The sequence below is a fragment of the Leptolyngbya sp. KIOST-1 genome (genome assembly GCF_000763385.1).
GTDB lineage: Bacteria > Cyanobacteriota > Cyanobacteriia > Phormidesmidales > Phormidesmidaceae > Nodosilinea.
This window is the reverse complement of sequence record NZ_JQFA01000004.1, coordinates 886,007-904,409: the sequence shown is the minus strand read 5'-3', so window position 1 is coordinate 904,409 and position 18,403 is coordinate 886,007. Positions and strand designations below refer to the sequence as shown.

General features: G+C 61.6%; 16 protein-coding genes. 12 read left to right on the top strand and 4 right to left on the bottom strand.

Annotation, left to right across the window (positions count from 1 at the left end; all coding sequences use genetic code 11):
- Positions 1-47: 47 nt before the first annotated feature.
- Both NF78_RS21015 and NF78_RS21010 read right to left on the bottom strand, forming a co-directional pair.
- Positions 48-791, bottom strand: coding sequence for a peptidylprolyl isomerase (locus tag NF78_RS21015; protein WP_035991433.1), 744 nt, complete (start codon positions 789-791; stop codon positions 48-50).
- A gap of 251 nt (positions 792-1,042) precedes the next feature.
- Positions 1,043-1,609 (bottom strand): photosystem I assembly protein Ycf4, encoded by a 567-nt coding sequence (locus tag NF78_RS21010; protein ID WP_035991432.1) that lies wholly within the window; start codon positions 1,607-1,609, stop codon positions 1,043-1,045.
- 605 nt (positions 1,610-2,214) lie between these two features.
- On the opposite strand from NF78_RS21010, the gene psbD reads away from it, so the two are divergent.
- The 4 genes from psbD to NF78_RS20995 all read left to right on the top strand — a co-directional run bounded on the left by psbD (position 2,215) and on the right by NF78_RS20995 (position 5,655).
- Positions 2,215-3,273 (top strand): photosystem II D2 protein (photosystem q(a) protein), encoded by a 1,059-nt coding sequence (psbD, locus tag NF78_RS21005; protein ID WP_035991431.1) that lies wholly within the window; start codon positions 2,215-2,217, stop codon positions 3,271-3,273.
- Entirely contained in the window at positions 3,257-4,639 is a 1,383-nt protein-coding gene (psbC, locus tag NF78_RS21000; protein ID WP_035991430.1) for a photosystem II reaction center protein CP43, read from the top strand. The genes psbD and psbC overlap by 17 nt, the downstream gene beginning before the upstream one ends.
- A gap of 284 nt (positions 4,640-4,923) precedes the next feature.
- A complete protein-coding gene (locus NF78_RS31955; protein ID WP_197064933.1) occupies positions 4,924-5,100 on the top strand; it encodes a hypothetical protein in 177 nt (58 codons plus the stop codon).
- Between the two features lie 171 nt (positions 5,101-5,271).
- Entirely contained in the window at positions 5,272-5,655 is a 384-nt protein-coding gene (locus tag NF78_RS20995; protein ID WP_052050800.1) for a hypothetical protein, read from the top strand.
- A gap of 147 nt (positions 5,656-5,802) precedes the next feature.
- On the opposite strand, the gene sipA is transcribed toward NF78_RS20995, so the two are convergent.
- Positions 5,803-6,054, bottom strand: coding sequence for a regulatory protein SipA (gene sipA / locus NF78_RS20990; protein WP_035991429.1), 252 nt, complete (start codon positions 6,052-6,054; stop codon positions 5,803-5,805).
- A 226-nt stretch (positions 6,055-6,280) separates the two neighbouring features.
- Positions 6,281-10,051, bottom strand: a complete 3,771-nt coding sequence (locus tag NF78_RS20985; RefSeq protein WP_052050799.1) for an NB-ARC domain-containing protein — start codon at positions 10,049-10,051, stop codon at positions 6,281-6,283.
- Between the two features lie 345 nt (positions 10,052-10,396).
- Here NF78_RS20985 and NF78_RS20980 point away from each other — a divergent pair, with 345 nt between their 5' ends.
- The 8 genes from NF78_RS20980 to NF78_RS20945 all read left to right on the top strand — a co-directional run bounded on the left by NF78_RS20980 (position 10,397) and on the right by NF78_RS20945 (position 18,228).
- Positions 10,397-11,554, top strand: a complete 1,158-nt coding sequence (locus tag NF78_RS20980) for a BMP family ABC transporter substrate-binding protein (RefSeq protein ID WP_035991428.1) — start codon at positions 10,397-10,399, stop codon at positions 11,552-11,554.
- Positions 11,555-11,678: 124 nt separating this feature from the next.
- Positions 11,679-12,779 carry an ABC transporter permease gene (locus tag NF78_RS20975; protein ID WP_035991427.1) on the top strand — a complete coding sequence of 367 codons (1,101 nt, stop codon included), beginning with the start codon at positions 11,679-11,681 and terminating at the stop codon, positions 12,777-12,779.
- Positions 12,780-12,894: 115 nt separating this feature from the next.
- Positions 12,895-13,824, top strand: coding sequence for an ABC transporter permease (locus NF78_RS20970; RefSeq protein WP_035991426.1), 930 nt, complete (start codon positions 12,895-12,897; stop codon positions 13,822-13,824).
- A gap of 77 nt (positions 13,825-13,901) precedes the next feature.
- Entirely contained in the window at positions 13,902-14,582 is a 681-nt protein-coding gene (locus NF78_RS20965; protein WP_035991425.1) for a cysteine hydrolase family protein, read from the top strand.
- 161 nt (positions 14,583-14,743) lie between these two features.
- Positions 14,744-16,288, top strand: a complete 1,545-nt coding sequence (locus NF78_RS20960; RefSeq protein WP_035991424.1) for an ABC transporter ATP-binding protein — start codon at positions 14,744-14,746, stop codon at positions 16,286-16,288.
- Between the two features lie 116 nt (positions 16,289-16,404).
- Positions 16,405-16,749, top strand: a complete 345-nt coding sequence (locus tag NF78_RS20955; RefSeq protein WP_035991423.1) for a cupin domain-containing protein — start codon at positions 16,405-16,407, stop codon at positions 16,747-16,749.
- Positions 16,750-16,859: 110 nt separating this feature from the next.
- Entirely contained in the window at positions 16,860-17,549 is a 690-nt protein-coding gene (locus NF78_RS20950; protein ID WP_035991422.1) for a cysteine hydrolase family protein, read from the top strand.
- A gap of 208 nt (positions 17,550-17,757) precedes the next feature.
- Positions 17,758-18,228 (top strand): orange carotenoid protein N-terminal domain-containing protein, encoded by a 471-nt coding sequence (locus tag NF78_RS20945; protein WP_035991421.1) that lies wholly within the window; start codon positions 17,758-17,760, stop codon positions 18,226-18,228.
- Positions 18,229-18,403: the final 175 nt, after the last annotated feature.

Below are 18,403 nucleotides of genomic sequence, written 5' to 3'. Positions count from 1 at the left end.
CTATCCCGTCCACCCATCGACCTATCCACCCATCCCCAGCATTGCGGCTACTCAGTCCTGAGATTCTCCAGCCCCTCGATCACCCGGGCCGACTCAATCCGATCGCCCTGCTGAATGGCATCTACAGTTTCCATGCCGCTGGTGACGTAGCCAAACACCGCGTAGCTACCGTCCAAAAAGGGCAGCTCCGCCAGGGTGATATAGAACTGGGCCGAGGCCGAGTCCACCGCCTGCGATCGCGCCATCGCCACCGCCCCGCGAGTGTGGGGCAGCTCCGGGGCGGCGCTGATGCGGGCCTGCTCAAAGGTTTCGCTGTAGATCGGTTCCGCCGCTCCCGCTGGCTTAATTTCTAGGGGCACGTAGCGAGGGGCCTGGGTGTCGGGGTCAATAAAGCTGCCCGTGCCCAGCTGCTGGGCGGGCACGCTGGGGTCGTTACTCTGGGGGTCGCCGCCCTGGGCTACAAAGGGCTGCGGGTCGCGCACTACCCGATGAAATACCAGACCGTCGTAAACGCCGCGATTCACCAAATCGACAAAGTTACCGGCGGTAATCGGGGCATTGGTACCGTCTAGCTCCATCACAATGGGGCTACCGTTGACCACCATCTCCACCGTGGCCGTCCCCTCGAGCACCGGCAGATTGGCTGACGAGGCGGCCAGTTCTGAAACCCCGGGAGCCGGAGCCGCATCGCTGGGGGGCGCTTCCAGATTGGCAGAATTAGCGCAGGCACCCAGCCACAGGGTCAGTAGCGCGGCCAGAGCCAGGGTAAAGGGGCGCAGGTAAAGAGCCATTAATACGTCAATTCCTAATAGTGCAACCGACCCCCCATGTTATCTCAAGGGATCGGCGACTGGGGCTAGCGCCGAGGGGAACTTAGCCACCTCTCACCCCAGGCACGCGGCTTAGGGCGTGTCATCAACTGTGGCCAAAAGCTCTATATATCAAGCGTTGCCACGCCCGCCCCCCACCCCAGGACAGGTTAGGGGCTGTAACCCTTGATTTTGAGCGTTGAGCAGGTAGTTGAACACCTAATGGACAGCCCCTAGAGGCCCTCGAGGGGCACCTGTAAAAACCGCGCCAGTTCAGCTCCCTGGTTTTCCAGGTCAGCCAGCGGGATGGGCTGCCCCACCCGGGTCAGAGGGATGTCAGAGCGCCCTTTGATCCGCAAGTAAAGCGTACGTCTGGGATTCAGCCCTTCTTTGATGGCGACCCGTACCGCCGTGACATCCTCCAGGGGATGCTCAATTTCGATGCGGCGATTTTCGCCCCAGAACCCGCTGCGAACAATGCTCAGGCGGTTGCTGGATTTGTCAAAGCTGTTGTAGCCACCCCCCACGTCCAGGCCAATCACCACCCACAGGTAGGTCGCCAGGCCCAGGGCGGCCACGCCATAGAAGCCCATGGCAATGCCCTGGGGAATAAACACCAGCTGTGTGGGGTCAGAGAACGGCAGAAGATTAGTTTTTAGGTAGCTGGAGGCCCCTGCCAGAGCAAAGCCCAGCCCTCCCAGGGTCAGTACCGAGGCCCAAAAGATATTGCTTGCGCGGCGGGCTCCCAGTACGGTGCGTTTCAAAGTCTGCGGTTGGGTCGAAGAAACAGAGGCGGCCATAGAAATTTAAGAAAAAATAGATTGAAAACGCCAGCAAAAACGATTGAGGTGTCCCAGGATCAGCTAGACGACCGGGAAATGTCCGCCAACGGGCACCTCCCCGACTCTCCAGCGATCCCGACCAGCCATACCAGTAAAGACATTTGCGGTAGACGCCCCCAGGTCCGCTAGGGATACTTGGGCGATCGTCCGTAGCAAGTAGTCGTTAGGACAGCGATGTAGCTCCAGTTTAAACCCCTTCGGTACCGCTCCAACCGGGGCAAACCCCGGTTGCGCAGCGCTTGCCCGTCTCGCCAGGGCAAAAGTCTCCGATCGATGACCCTGAGAATTTACGTGTCAGATTGTAAAAATTTAGAACACTCCTTATCATAAATAGAAATCTGGCCTTTCTAAGGCTGGCCCCAGGGCTGGCTTGGAGGCTAGCTGGTGTAACTCAGACAGGGGATCGCTACGGAGGCAGGAATATTTTTCCTCCTGGCTCTAATATCTGGAATACTTAGTAGATATAAACCCCTGCTCTGAGGTAATGCTCTGCCAAACCCTTAGGTTTGGATCCAACAGAGCCGCGACCTTATGGATTGGATGTCATATAAAGAGGATTTGACATGACCATAGCAATGGGACGCGCGCAAGCCCAGCGAGGATGGTTCGACGTCCTTGACGACTGGCTAAAGCGCGATCGCTTTGTGTTTATCGGGTGGTCCGGCATTTTGCTGTTTCCCTGCGCCTTTTTGGCGGTAGGGGGCTGGCTGACGGGGACCACCTTTGTGACCTCCTGGTACACCCACGGCCTGGCGTCGTCGTACCTGGAAGGTGCCAACTTTTTGACCGTGGCGGTATCGACTCCGGCCAACAGCCTGGGGCATTCGCTGCTACTGCTGTGGGGTCCCGAGGCCCAGGGCGACTTTGTGCGCTGGTGCCAGCTGGGCGGGCTGTGGACGTTCGTGGCGCTGCACGGTGCCTTCGGACTGATTGGCTTCATGCTGCGCCAGTTTGAAGTAGCCCGGCTAGTGGGTCTGCGGCCCTACAACGCCATTGCCTTCTCGGCCCCGATTGCGGTGTTTGTCAGCGTCTTTCTGATGTACCCGCTGGGCCAGTCGAGCTGGTTCTTTGCGCCCAGCTTCGGCGTAGCGGCGATTTTCCGCTTTCTGCTGTTCTTCCAGGGCTTCCACAACTGGACCTTGAACCCCTTCCACATGATGGGAGTGGCGGGTGTGCTGGGTGGAGCGCTGCTGTGCGCCATCCACGGTGCCACCGTGGAGAACACGCTGTTCAAAGACGGCGAGAACGCCAACACCTTCCGTGCGTTTGAGCCCACTCAGGCCGAAGAGACCTACTCGATGGTGACCGCGAACCGATTCTGGTCCCAGATTTTCGGGATTGCGTTTTCCAACAAGCGCTGGCTGCACTTTTTCATGCTGTTTGTGCCGGTGACCGGCCTGTGGATGAGTGCGGTGGGTGTTGTGGGTCTGGGCCTGAACCTGCGGGCCTACGACTTCGTGTCGCAGGAGATTCGGGCGGCGGAAGACCCCGAGTTTGAGACCTTCTACACCAAGAACATCTTGCTGAACGAAGGCATCCGGGCCTGGATGGCACCCACCGACCAGCCCCATGAGAAGTTTGTATTCCCCGAAGAGGTACTCCCCCGTGGTAACGCTCTCTAGCAACTCGTACATTGCAGGGCGCGACCAGGAATCCACCGGCTTTGCCTGGTGGTCTGGTAACGCTCGACTGATCAACCTATCCGGCAAGCTGCTGGGGGCCCACGTGGCCCACGCTGGTCTGATTGTGTTCTGGACAGGGGCTATGACCCTGTTTGAAGTCGCTCACTTTGTTCCCGACAAGCCTCTATATGAGCAGGGCTTCATTCTGCTACCCCACCTGGCTACGCTGGGTTGGGGGGTAGGGCCTGGTGGTGAAGTCATCAACACCTATCCCTACTTCGTCGTTGGTGTACTGCACCTGATTTCCTCGGCAGTGCTGGGGTTGGGCGGTATCTACCACGCCCTGCGCGGCCCCGAAGTCCTGGAAGAGTACTCTTCCTTCTTCGGCTACGACTGGAAAGACAAGAACCAGATGACCAACATCATCGGCTACCACCTGATCCTGCTGGGTTGTGGTGCGCTGCTGCTGGTGCTGAAGGCCTGCGTTTTTGGCGGTGTCTACGACACCTGGGCCCCGGGCGGTGGCGATGTGCGCATCATCACCAACCCGACCCTGAACCCCGCCGTGATCTTCGGCTACCTGCTAGGCTCTCCCTTTGGTGGCGACGGCTGGATCATCGGTGTCAACAACATGGAAGACATCATCGGCGGCCACATCTGGGTTGGCCTGATCTGCATCGGCGGTGGGATTTTCCACATTCTGACCAAGCCCTTTGGCTGGGCCCGCCGTGCCCTGATCTGGTCTGGTGAAGCCTACCTGTCCTACAGCCTGGGCGCTCTGTCCCTGATGGGCTTCATCGCCTCCTGCTACGTGTGGTTCAACAACACCGCCTACCCCTCTGAGTTCTACGGCCCCACCAACGCCGAGTCCTCCCAGGCTCAGGCGATGACCTTCCTGGTGCGCGACATGCGCCTGGGTGCCAACATCGGTGCCGCCCAAGGCCCCACCGGTCTGGGTAAGTACCTGATGCGCTCTCCCACCGGTGAGATCATCTTCGGCGGTGAAACCATGCGCTTCTGGGACTTCCAGGGCCCCTGGCTGGAGCCCCTGCGTGGCCCCAACGGCCTTGACCTGGACAAGCTCACCAACGACATCCAGGACTGGCAGGTGCGTCGTGCGGCTGAGTACATGACCCACGCGCCCAACGCCTCCATCAACTCGGTGGGCGGCGTGATCACCGAAATCAACTCGGTGAACTTTGTGAACCCCCGCCAGTGGTTGTCCACCTCTCACTTTGTGCTGGGCTTCTTCTTCCTGATTGGTCACCTCTGGCATGCTGGCCGCGCCCGTGCGGCTGAGGCAGGCTTCGAGAAAGGGATCGATCGCGAAGCTGAACCCGTGCTCGCTATGGGCGACCTCGACTAACGGTTGAGGCCAAGCCTAGTGGGCTAACCCATAAAAGCTCCTGCCCCAGGGCGGGAGCTTTTTTGTGGCCCCCAATCGGGGGATCGTAGGAATACGGATTTGAGCCCCTGGGGCATGTGCAAGTTTGGCAAACAAGTAAGTTATCCTCCCGATGTGCCTCCCCTTGGCAATCAGTAAAATCAGGTTAATAATACAAAGCGTTACGGTTGTTGAGTAATGTAACCAAGGAGACCTTCTGCGCGTCGTCAAAGTAGCCTCCGCTTGTTCATTCAGAGTGCGTCACCATGTCAAACCTTGAGCAAACCATCGACAGAATGTTTGCGGCCCGCCGCCTAACCCGCAACGATCAGCAGCAGCTCATGGCCATGTTTTCCCAGCGAGATTTGAGCCCCAAGGATGCCGCCCTGATCAATCGGGTCTACGAGGCGCTGAGTCAGGGGCGTTTGCGGGTGGTCGATTAGCCGATCGCAATCACGCCGACAGCGGGATCCTTCTGTCCAGAAGGATTGAGTGGGCTCCATCGGGCCGCTATCTCCGCCAGATCAAATCAGATCAAAGCTGAACGATGGAGCAAGCCAGATTTGAGACCTGATTCGGGTTAAGATCTCCACGACGTTAACTACTGTAGGGTCATGGCAGACACTCCCAATACCTCCCCCGAGAAGCCTAAGAAAAAGATTATTACAGTGGGAGACAACAGCGGCGGTGAGCGCAGCACCGGAGGACGCCGGGAGGGCAGCAAGGGCCGACGCGGAGGCCGGGGCCGCGATCGCGATGAGCGCGATCGCAAACCTGCGGTTTCTCCCGCCCTGATGCGCGGCCCCAAGCCCAAATCCAAAGCCGAGGAATTGCCCGAGGAGGCCGTGGCTGAGGAATCTGGAGCTGATGCGCCTGAAGCCGAAGCGCCTGAGGCCGAAGCGACCGAAACTGCGCCCGAGGCTGAAACTGTAGCTGAACCTCTGGCTGAAGCTACCGCTGATGCCGGGGATGAAAATTCCGAAGCAGCCTCAGCCTAATGCCCGGTCAAATCTGTCAAATCTAATCTGTCAAATCTAAATGGTAGGTTGGGTGGCGTGCTAGCAAAATCCAACCGGGTTGACTGCCGCTGGGTGGCGCTTCGCTTTACCCAGCCCCTAAGAACTGTAGCGTTCAAACTGTAGCGCTCACTGAGAAGCCCCGGTAGCCTCGTCTGCCGGGGCTTCTATGCGCTCCAGGTACTGGCTGTCGAGCAAAAACGCCCCTTTGGCAAACTTCACCCCCCAGTAGCCGCCAGGGCGGCGGCTCTGGACCAGGCCCTCGGCCCCCAGGGGCAGCGTGTCGGCGGGGCGCAGCATGGGCATGGGGTCGGCGGTTTTGAAGTAAGACGGCAGGGCAATCAGGCGCACCCGATCGCCGATGGTAAATTCAGATGACATAGCTATTTTTAGAACAGAGCTAAGGGCCAAGAACCGAAGCTAGATGCTCTCCAGATCCGACAGGCTGACTTTAGCCTGGTCAGGGGCAGAGGGCGGCGGCTCAAGTTCATGGCTTTCCCTTCAACCTTATACCCTGTGCCGCGTACCTATAGGTCGGTAGCTTTCCCCTCCCGTTGCCGCGCTAGCGATCGGATGGCGGCGGACCGTGTAGTCTGGCAGCCCGTTCCTACGCCTTCTCCGACTGCCCGGGTAGAGGTATACCGCTACCGACGGACTGCGTAGCGGGTGCAGCAGCGCTGTTTTCCAGGGGGAGGGTTTCGCTGGCCCCTAGGGTCATTAAGGCAGATTTTTGGGCTTCCGTAAGCCCTGTTGCGCCCGTGATCACCAGGCCTTCGTAGGGGCGGGGCACCCGCAGGGTTTGCTGATGACAATAAATGAACCCGTCTGGAGTCACGAGTTTGCCCCAGACCTGGATGGTTTCGTCCTGACTGCAGCTGATCAGGCGATCGCCGTCGGCGCTGAAGGTAATGTAGCGCACCCACTTATCGTGGCCGGAGAGGGTTTGATGGCAGCGGCGGCTGGGCAGGTGCCAGAGTTTAATGGTGGCGTCGCCGCCGCAGCTGGCCAGCCACTGGCCATCGGGGCTAAAGGCCACGGCCAGCACCAGGCTGGGGTGGGTGCCGATGACGGTGCGGTGGCCCAGCTTCAAGTCCCACAGCATGACGTAGCCGTTGGACCCGCCGCTGGAGAGAAACCGGCCGTCGGGGCTAAAGGCCAGTCCCCGCACCCAGCTGCCCTCGCAGGGCAGGGTTTGTAGACAGGTTTGGCGATCCAAGTCCCACAGGCGCACGGTTTGATCCTGGCTGCCGCTGGCCAGGCGGCGTCCGTCCGGGCTGACGGCCAGGGTCCAGACCCCGCTGCTGTGGCCGGTCAAAACGCCCCGACCAGACCGACTAACTGGGTCCCAGAGGCGAATGGTGCCATCGAGGCTGCCGCTGGCCAAGCAGTCGCTCCGGGGGCAAAAGGCCAGCGCCCAGACCTCGTGGCTGTGGACGGCCCAGGTGGTCTGGCAAGTACCGCTGTCGCTATCCCAGAGGCGCACGGTGCGGTCTTCTCCACCGCTGGCAATCCAGCGACCATCGGGGCTGATGGCCACCGCAAACACCCAACCGTCGTGGCCTGAAAATGCCCTGGGGGCAGCCTGCTCGGCCAGGGACCAGAGCCGCACCTGGCGATCCTGGCCGCCGCTGACCAGGTAGTTCCCCTGGGGATGCAGGGCCACTGACCACACCCCGCTGCTGTGGCCGCGCAGCACCCGCAGGGCCTGGTGGGTCTGGCTATCCCACAGGCGCACGGACTGATCTTCGCTGGCGCTGGCCAGGGTGTAGCCGATCGCTTCGGTCGAGCCACCGCGAACGGGGCTAAAGGCGACATTGGAGATCCAGCTGCTATGGCCCTTCAGCACCCAGTCCACCTGCCCGCTCTGCCAGTTCCACAGGCGCAGGGTCTGGTCGTCGCCGCCGCTGGCCAGCAGGCAGCCATCGGGGCTAAAGGCGATCGATCGCACCGCCTGAGTATGGCCTCGGAGCGATCGCACCCGGGTCTGGGTCGCCCCGTCCCAGAGGCCAATGGTGCCGTCCTGGTGCCCGGTGGCCAGGGTATGGCCGTTGACCGGGTGAACGGCCACCGACCAGACGGGGGAGCCGGTGGCCAGAACGGTGCTGTCGCCGCTGGCCAGGCTCCACAGGCGCAGAGTGCCGTCGTAGCTGCCGCTGGCTAAGTGGTAGGGGGTGGTGTGGGCGCTGGGGGTCAGTCCGCCGCCGAGGTAGCCCTGGGGCGAAAACGCCACCGATCGCACCTCGTCGGTGTGGCCCCTGAGTCGGTGAACCAGGGTGCCGCTGCGAAGGTCCCAAACTCGGATCTGGTGGTCTTCGCAGCCGCTGGCCAACCAGCGCCCGTCGGGGCTAAAGGCCAGCGAGAACACCCGGCTGGAGGAGTCCTTGAGCTGGCCGTAGCGATCGCCCGTGCTGAGGTTCCACAGGTCGATGGTGCCGTTGGCGCTGCTGGCCAGGGTCTGGTTGTTGGGGCTAAAGGCCACCGCCCAGCACCAGCCGTCCTGGGCACACAGGGTGAGCACGGGCTGGGCATCGCTGACCCGCCACAGGTGGATTTCGTAGCTGACGTCGCTGGCGGCCAGCAGCTGACCATCGGGGCTAAAGGCGATCGCCAGCACCTGGCTAAAGGTGTCTTTAAACACCGACCTAGCCAGGTCGGCCTGGGCAAAGTTGGTCTGGTGCAGGGTGCTGTCCTGCAGGTAGGCCTGCCACACGGTCTGGTGAGAAAAATCCCAGCCCGCCAGGGAAATCTTGGCCTGGTGGAGCAGGTTGATCAGGTTGCCGCAGGCGTAGCCGGGTAGGTTTTGCCCGCGCCAGGCCGCCAGGTGGTGGCGCAGGCGGCAGGCCAGATCCTGGGGTCGCAGCCGCAGCCGATCGAGCACTGGCTGCAAAATCAGCCGGGTCTGGCTGTCGCGCAGGTAGTCTTTGGTCTGGGCCAAAATCAGGGCGTGGGTGTGCAGCGGGCTGGGGACAGTGGTGGGCTCAGCCAGAATGGCCTGGCTGACCTGCTCCACCAGCCAGTCGGTGATGTATTCCATCACCACAGGCTGGAGGGTGAAGCGGGTGCTGCGGGGGCTGGTCGCCCTGGGGGCATCGCGCTCGATCAGCGATCGCCGCTCCAGGCTGGTCAGGGCTTCGATCACATCACCCAGGGCCAGGGGATCAACCAGGTGCGATCGCACCTGGGCCAGGGTCATCGGCTCGCGGTGGATGGCCAGCCAGGCCATGATCTGCTGCTCCAGCGGCGAGAGGCGGTCAAACTGGTGGGCCAAGAGGTCGCGAATGTCGCCAAACACCGAGTCCCCCTGGGCCAGAATCTGCACAAACGGCCCCAGCTGCCCGTCAAAAAAGTCCTGTACGACGGCGGCCACCATCTTGAGGGCCAGGGGGTTACCCGCGTAGTGGTTGACCAGGTGCTGCCAGTCGGTGGGCGTGCCGCTAAACTGGCCCCGGGCCTGAAAGATCGACTGCCCCACCGGGGGCGGTAGCCCCTTCAGCCGCAGCGATCGAATCGGCAGGGCCGCCCCTTCCTGCTGGGCAATTTCCCTGAGCTTTTCGCGGCTGGTGAGCAGGAGGGTGCTCTGGTGGTCGGTGCTACCCAGGCTGTAGAACAGCTGGCCGTAGGTTTCGTAGCCGGGCTGGTAGGTGCCGGTGCGATCGCGGGGCTGCAAAATCGTTTCGCCGTTGTCGAGCACCAGCAAACAGCGGCGCTGGCGCAGCTGGTCGAGCAGCGATCGCAGCAGCCCATCAAAGGAGTTGGCAAAGTCGGTAGCGGCGGTATCGGCCCCCGGCACCAGCACCCCCAGCAGGTCTCGCAGCAGGTCCTCAACCCGGGGAGCATGGCGCAGCGATCGCCAGATCACCACCTCGAAGTGGTCTTGCAGCTGCTGGGCCAGTTTGACCGCCAGGGTGGTTTTGCCCATGCCGCCCATGCCAAACAGCCCCACCAGCCGACAGCGCTGGCCCTGCCCCTGGGCCGCCGGATCGCCGAGCACCCAGCGCTGGAGCTGCTCCAGTTCCTCGGTGCGCCCGTAGAAAGGGGTGGCGGTGGCGGCATCGCCCCAGTCGCGGCAGCGGCCCAGGTTGGGTGGTTGTAAGGCCAAGCCAACGTCTGCCAGTAACGTCCTCTGCTGGCGGGCCAGCACCTCCCGCAGGTTGCGTTTGGTCACCTTTTCGCCCAGGGTGTCAGATAGGCTCTGCCAGAGGTCGGAGCCAATTTGCTTGACGTAGCCCACCTCGTAGCCCAGCTCCAGGGCCATGGCCTGGTAGGTGCGATCGCTCCAGGTCTGCCGGAGCAGGGTGGCCTGAATCGCGTTTAAGCCCCTCGCCCCACGGGCGGCCAGTAATCGCTCAACCAGGGCTAGGGCGTCGGCGGCGGTCATAGTGCAGCTATGGGCCTGTATTCAATGCTACTCGCTGGCCTGAAACTAACGCAGCACAAGGCCTGGAGCAAACCCGATGGCTGCCATCGTAGCCAAGCCCACCTGCCAAATTTGTACTTTAGGTCACATTTTGCTGCATCGTCCGGGGAGACCCAGCCATCAGCGCACCTCCGCCACACCTTTCTCGAACCTCGGTTTTCGGGTCCCATTGATAGTCTCTTCTTAACGTTCAACAGCGTTCCACAACCACATCGCGCCAAAGCCCTCCTCTCTGCCCCTCCCATGCCACCGGGGTTAGGGCCGCGCGCTTCATCTTGACTCTGCCCTCAATTCAGGAGAACCCCCATGCGGAAACCCACGTTTCAGGTGACCCGACGCCAGGCCATCCGGGGATTGCTGGCCACGGGTGCCTTTGGTCTAACGGTCAAACTCAGCGGCTGTGGCAACGCCCCCACGGCGGCGGGCGGCGATACGCTGACCGCCGGGTTTATCTACGTTGGGCCCAAGGACGACTACGGCTACAACCAGGCCCACGCCGAGGGGCGGGCCAGCCTGGAGGGGATGGCCGGCGTGAAAACCTCCGAAGAGGCCAGCGTGCCTGAGACCAACGCTGTGCAGGAAACCATCCGCAGCATGATCGACCTGGATGGTGCCACGGCGATCTTTGCCACCTCCTTTGGCTACTTTGACCCCCACGTGCTGACCCTGGCCCAGCAGTTCCCCGAAGTGCAGTTTTTCCACTGCGGCGGGCTCTACCAGGAGGGCGTACATCCCGACAATGTCGGCAGCTACTTTGGCTACATCGATGAGGCCCAGTACGTGGCCGGCATCGTCGCCGCCCATGCCACCAACAGCAAGCGGCTGGGCTTCATCGCCGCCAAACCGATTCCCCAGGTGCTGCGCAACGTCAACAGCTTCACCCTGGGGGCCCGCAGCATTGACCCCAGCGTTACCACCCAGGTGATCTTTACGGGCGACTGGGCCGACCCGGTGCGCGAGGCCGAAGCCGCCAACAGCATGGCCGACCAGGGCATCGATGTGCTTACCTGCCATGTGGACAGCCCCAAGGTGGTGATTGAAACCGCCGAGCGGCGGGGCATTTTTGCCTCCGGCTACCACGCCAACCAGGCTGAACTGGCTCCCAAAGGTTACCTGACTGGCGCCGAGTGGGACTGGTCAAACGTGTACAAGAACTACGTCACCCTGATGCAGGAGGGCAAAACCCTGATGAACGGCGGCATTCCCCACCTGGTGCGGGGCGGCTTCCAGGACGGCTTTTTGAAGCTGTCGCCCTTTGGCCCGGCGGTGAGCCCCGAAGCCCAGCAGGCGGCAGAGGCCGCCAAGGCCGAACTGGTGGCGGGCAACCTGGTGATCTACAAAGGCGAGATCAAAGACAACCAGGGCAAGGTCGCGATCGCAGGCGGCAAGGAACTGGGCCAAACAGCCGTCGAGCTGGAGCAGATGAACTGGCTAGCGGAAGGGGTGATGGGGAGTGTGGGGTAGAGGGGTGTCGGGTATCGGGTATCGGGTGTCGGGTATCGGGTATCGGTTCTGCCTGACACCTAACACCTAACACCTGACACCTAACACCTGACATTGATAATCCGGTGAATAAAGGAGCTTGATGATGAGCGATCGCTGGCGGAGTCTGCTGGAAAAAATCTGCATTCCCGTGGGGGCGCTGGTGGCCGCCCTGGTGATGTTTGGCCTGTTTTGTGCCCTGGCTGGGGCCAACCCATTTGGGGTCTACTACTCGATCTATCGGGCCGCCTTTGGCAGCTGGAGTTCGTTCCAAAACACGCTGATTCAGGCATCGCCGCTGATGCTGAGCGCCCTCTGTACGGCCCTCCCCGCCCGGCTGGGGCTGGTGATCATTGGCAACGAGGGAGCGCTGGTGCTGGGGGGGCTGGCGGCGGTGGCGGGTGGTCTTACCCTGGGCGGCTGGGGGCTGCCGACCGCTGGGGTGCAGCTGGGTATGGCCCTGGCGGGCATGGCGGCGGGCGGGGTTTGGATCGCCATCGTCGGTGCCCTGCGCCACTACCGGGCGGTGAATGAGACGATCAGCAGCCTGCTGATGAATTACATCGCGATCGCGCTGCTCAACCATATGGTCAACGGCCCGATGAAAGATCCGGCCTCGCTGAACAAGCCCTCCACCTATCCCATTCCTGAGATGCACATGCTGGGCACGCTGCCGGGCAGCCGGGTGCACTACGGGCTGGTGTTGGGGCTGATGGCCTGTGCTCTGGCCTACGTTCTAATTCAGCGCACCACCTTTGGCTTTGCGGCCCGCACCGCCGGGGGCAACGTGCGGGCGGCGCGGGTGGCGGGGCTGCCGGTGGGCAAGCTCACCCTGGCGATCTGCTTTTTGGGCGGAGCCTGCGCGGGCTTGGCCGGCATGGTGGAGGTGGCGGCGGTGCACGGTCGGGCCAATGAATCGCTCAACGCCAACTACGGCTACGGCGGTGTACTGGTGGCCTTCATCGCCCGCCACAACCCGCTGGCCGCCAGCCTGGTGGCCCTGCTGCTGGGGGGCATTCTGGCCAGCGGCGGCATTCTCCAGCGCAGCCACGGTCTGCCCGACGCCACGGTGATGGTATTCCAGGGCATCGTGTTTCTCTCGGTGCTCTACAGCGATTCCCTCTACGGCAAGCTGCCGATCTTCAAGGCTCGCCCGCCCAAGGTGCGACCTACCACTCCCCCGGTAGCCACCGCCACCCCGGTTTAGGTTGGCCACAAGCAGCGGCTGGGCCAGCAAAGATGGGGCAGGAGTTCACCCCTGAATCAGTCACTTAACCGTTTTCCGTCACCCCTTTCAATCACACCTACGGAGCCTGAAAACCATGGCCAGTGAAGCGTTAGGCTGGTGGGGCATTCCCCTCGCCATTCTTGCCGGTACCCTGCGGGGGAGTGCCCCGTTTCTGTTTGTCAGTCTGGGGGAATGCCTGACCGAGAAAAGCGGCAAAATCAACCTGGGTCTGGAGGGCACCCTGCTGATGGGGGCAATGAGCGCCTACGCCGTGTCGTACCTGAGCGGGTCGCCCTGGCTGGGGGTGATTGTGGCCGGAGTGGCGGGCATGTTTTTGGGCCTGATCCACGGCTGGCTGTCCCAGCAGCCCAGGGTCAACGATGTGGCGGTGGGCATTGCCATGATTATCTTTGGCAGCGGCCTGGCTTTTTTCCTGGGCAAACCCTTCATTCAGCCATCGGCCCCCCAGCTGCCGGTGATAGCGCTGGGCGCCTGGAGTCAAATGCCCCAGGTGCGATCGGCCCTGCAAATTAGTCCGCTGTTTCTGCTGGGGGTGGCGATCGCCCCGCTGATGCAGTGGTTCTTTCGCTCCACTCGCTGGGGGCTACTGGTGAGGGCCGTGGGCGACAGCCCCGATGCCGCCCGAGCAATGGGCATCTCAATCTTTAAGGTGCGGATGGCCAGCATTGTGGCGGGCAGCTTTTTGGCCGGAATTGGTGGGGCATCGCTATCGCTGTTTTACCCCGGCAGCTGGTCAGAGCGGATCTCCAGCGGTCAGGGCTTGATGGCGGTGGCGCTGGTGATCTTTGCCCGCTGGAGTCCGGTGCAGTGTCTCTACGCCTCGCTGCTGTTTGGCGGTGCCCAGGCGATCGGCCCAGCCCTACAGTCGGTGGGCATCGACGCCTACTACTATTTGTTCAACGCGTCACCGTATATTTTGACGCTAATTATTATGATCGTCACCTGTTCGCCGAAGCGGACGCTGACGGGTGCCCCAGGGGCGCTGGGACAGACGCAGGAATAGTCCCCATTGCCCAGTATTGCCTCAACCCTTCCTGCCGTCAGTGTGCATCTCAAGTCCGATCGCAATGGAGAGTAACCATGGGAACCTTTGTTGACGCCGAACCCTACCCGTACCCCTACGACGGCGATTTGCGGCCCGAGAATACGGCCCTGATTGTGATCGATATGCAGACCGATTTCTGCGGCATCGGCGGCTATGTAGACAAAATGGGCTACGACCTGGCCCTCACCCGCGCCCCGATTGAGCCGATCGCCAAGCTGCTGGCGGTGATGCGCGATCGTCATTTCACCATCATCCACACCCGCGAGGGCCATCGCCCCGACCTGGCCGACCTGCCAGAGAACAAACAGTGGCGATCGCGCCAGATCGGCGCAGGCATTGGCGACCCCGGCCCCTGCGGACGCATCCTGGTGCGCGGCGAACCCGGCTGGGAGATCATCCCCGAGCTGCAACCCCTGCCCGGCGAGGTGGTGATCGACAAACCCGGCAAAGGCTCCTTCTACGCCACCGACCTGGACCTGATCCTCAGTCGCAAAGGCATCCGCAACATCATTCTCACCGGCATCACCACCGATGTCTGCGTCCACACCACCATGCGCGACGCCAACGATCGCGGCTACGAGTGCCTGCTGCTCTCCGACTGCACCGGAGCCACCGACTACGGCAACCACCTCGCCGCCCTCAAAATGGTCAAAATGCAGGGCGGCGTGTTTGGCGCTGTGGCCCATTCGGAAGCCCTGATCGAGGCCTTGGTTTAGATCAGGCCAAGAAATTTGAGACGGGTCTGAGGACAATGGTGGGCAGTGCCCACCCTAGGAATTCCTACCCAAATCCAAAATCACAAATCCAAAATTCTTGAGGGCAGACACGTGGGTCTGCCCCTACCCCCTACCCACCCACCCCCTACCCCCTACCCTCCATGCAAACCACCACCGCCACCCCCCCCACCAAAACCACCCCGCCCGAGCTAGAGGTGATCAACCTGACCAAGCGCTTTGGCACCTTCACCGCCCTCGACCAGGTGTCGATCAAAGTCACCCCCGGCAGCTTCCACGCCCTGCTGGGGGAAAACGGGGCGGGCAAAAGCACCCTGGTGAAATGCATCATGGGGTTCTACACCCCTACCTCTGGCGACGTGCTGGTCGATAAGCAGTCCCGGAATATCAATAGCCCCAAGCATGCTCACCACTTTGGCCTAGGCATGGTGTACCAGCACTTCACCTCGGTACCGGCCATGACCGTGGCCGAAAATCTGGTGCTTTCGCGCTACGACAGCCCCCAGTGGATCAACTGGAAGGCTGAGTATGAACGCCTGGACGCCTTTATGGCTACCTCCCCCTTTCAAATCGACCTGCGCACCCCCATTGCCCAACTGGCGGCGGGTCAAAAGCAAAAACTCGAAATTCTCAAGCAGCTCTATCTGAATAGCCGGGTGCTGATTCTCGATGAGCCTACCTCGGTGCTCACCCCCGACGAGGCCGACGAGGTGCTGGGGCTGCTGCGGCAGGAAGTCACCGCCGGGCACCTCAGCGTGCTGATGATCTCCCACAAGTTTCGCGAGGTAATGGCCTTTACCGACGAAGTGACGGTGCTGCGCAAGGGCAAACTGGCGGGCCACGGCTACGTGCGCGACCTCACCGTCGACGACATGGCCCACATGATGCTGGGCGAAAAGACGGAGGCCACCCCGGTGGAGAAAGTCGTCGTCGCCGACTCGCGCCCCGTGCTGCAGCTAAAAGACCTCTGCGCCGATCGCGACAATGGCCTGCCCGCTGTCCGCAGCGCCAGCCTCACCGTCCACAGCGGCGAAATTGTTGGCATTGCCGGGGTTTCGGGCAACGGCCAGCGGGAATTGGTGGAGGTGCTAGCTGGGCAGCGTCCCCGCCACAGCGGCGAGATTTTGGTCAACGGCACCCCCTACCAGTCAACCCGCCGGGAAATGGCCCAGCACCAGGTCTATACCCTGCCCGAGGAACCCCTGCGCAACGCCTGCGTGCCCCACATGAGCGTGGCCGAAAACATGGCCCTGCGCACCTTTGATCAGCCCCCCCAGGCCAAGCGCGGCGGGTTGCTCAGCCTCAGCCAGATTCGGCGCATGGCCGAGGGACTGGTGCAGGTGTTTTCGGTCAAAACGCCCTCGGTGGATACCCCCGTGGGCCACCTCTCCGGCGGCAACGTGCAGCGCACCGTGCTGGCCAGAGAACTGTCCTCCACCAACATCAACCTGCTGATTGCTGCCAACCCCTGCTTCGGCCTCGACTTCTCCGCCGTAGACTACATCCATACCCAGATCCTCGCCGCCCGCAATCGCGGCGTCGCAGTGCTGCTGGTCAGTGAAGACCTGGACGAGCTGCTGAAGCTGAGCGATCGCATTTTTGTCATCAGCGACGGCGAACTGGTCTACGAAAGCCCCACCGCTGAGGCAGACATCAAGGTGCTGGGGCAGCGGATGGCGGGGCATTAGGGGAGTAGATGGGTGGATGGGTGGGCGGGTAGGCGGGTAGGGGGTGGATGGGTAGGGGCAGACCCACGGGTCTGTCCTGCCCTGGCGAGAAGAGGTTGACCAATGGGAGAGTCTTGATGGAACCGATTGTTTTAGATGACCTGAAGGCGATCGCACTCGACCCTAACCTTTCCTGGGAACCCTTTCGCCCTGGGGTCGAGATCCACCGGCTCTACCCCGCCGAACCCGGTGGGGCCGCCGCCGCCCTGCTGCGCTACCAACCGGGGGCCACCGTGCCATCCCACCTGCATACCGGCTTCGAGCACATCCTGGTGATCTGCGGCAGTCAGTCCGACGCAAACGGCACTTACCCCGTGGGCACCCTGGTAGTCAATCCCCCCGGCACCCGCCACACCGTCCACAGCCCCGACGGCTGCATCGTCCTCGCCATCTGGGCCAAACCCGTCCAGATCGAAGAATAGCCCCAGACCTTAGGGGCCGAGCACTGCTAAGCCCCTACCGCAGCCCCCGTCCCCCACCCATCCACCCATCCACCCACCTACCCATCCACCCGCCTACCTTCTTACCCACCATGCCCACCATCCCCGCCCTCCCCTACCCCTACCCCCTACCCCTCACCGGCCTGGCGCTACTGATCATCGACATGCAGCGGGACTTCATTGAGCCCGGCGGCTTCGGCGATGCCCTGGGCAACGATGTCAGCCTGCTGCGGGCCATCATTCCCCAAGTCAAGGCGCTGCAGGAGGCCTTCCGCCGCTACAACCTGCCAATTTTTCAGACGGTGGAGGGGCATTTGCCCGATCTGTCCGACTGTCCGCCGTCGAAGCGCGATCGCGGTTCTGGCCCGCTCAAAATCGGCGATCGCGGGCCCATGGGGCGCATTCTGGTGCTGGGCGAACCGGGCAACGGCATCATTGCCGAGCTTGCGCCACTGCCGGAAGAGGTCATCATTCCCAAACCGGGCAAAGGGGCCTTTTACGCCACTGACTTAGAGTCTCACCTCCAGAGCCTGGGCATTACCCACCTGATCATCACCGGAGTGACCACCGAAGTTTGCGTGCAGACCACCATGCGCGAGGCCAACGATCGCGGCTACGAGTGCCTGCTGGTGGAAGACGCCACGGAGAGCTACTTTCCCGCCTTCAAGCAGGCCACCCTGGAAATGGTGCGCGCCCAGGACGGCATCATTGGCTGGACGGGCTCGACCAAGGCGGTGCTGCGTACCCTGGCCCTTCAGTACGAGGCTCCGGCGGTGGTGTAAGGTTAAGGCTAAACCATCGCCTGGGGAGGCAAAGCTACTTCAATTTGAAGTTTTAAGGTTATTTCTTCTGACGGACAACGACCCCTGAGTCAGATCGTTACAGTTTGTAATGAAGGCGTTGAAAGCTTGGCTTGCCGACTTGAAGTTCAGCCTGAATCTCAGGTTTCTAAGCAGCACTCAACGTCAAAACCTTACACAGGAGGTCTCCATGACCTACTTAACCGTAGACGCTGTTAAAGAACCCCTAAACCAGTTTGAAAAGTTTGATGCCGACACTCAGTTAGCCCTGCTGTGGTATGGCTATTTAGACCTCAAAGACCAACTCCAGCCCAACCCCGACAGCAAAGTAGAAGGTCTGGGCCAAACCCTGTACAACCAGGTAGTCGTTTTGTCCAAAGATGACCAGCTTCAGGCCCAGCGCGACATTGCCAACAGGGCCGATACCGACATCAGCAAAGGGTACGGTGCGCTTAGCCCTTCGTCCAAACTGGAGTTTTGGCTACTGCTGGCCCAGGGCATGGAGTCGGGCGAAATTATCAACGTTCCCAATGACTATTCCCTGCCTGAAAATACCGAGGGCTTTGTCAACCAGATCAAAGAACTTGATTTTGAGCAGCGGATTAACTTCACCCGCAATGCAGTGACCAAAATGGGTCTTCAAAAGACAAACCTTGGTTAATCCTAGCGCCTGAGATCATCTGCATAACGCACTAAATTTGGTCCCGGCCATTAAATCCCTTTGCTGGCAGGTTGGCCAGTAGAGCAATACAGGAGTTAGCCCTTTAGCGGTTAACTCCTTTTTTAGAACATCCTCCCTCTGCAGGAATTGCCTAGGCCAAAGACTGCGACGGTTA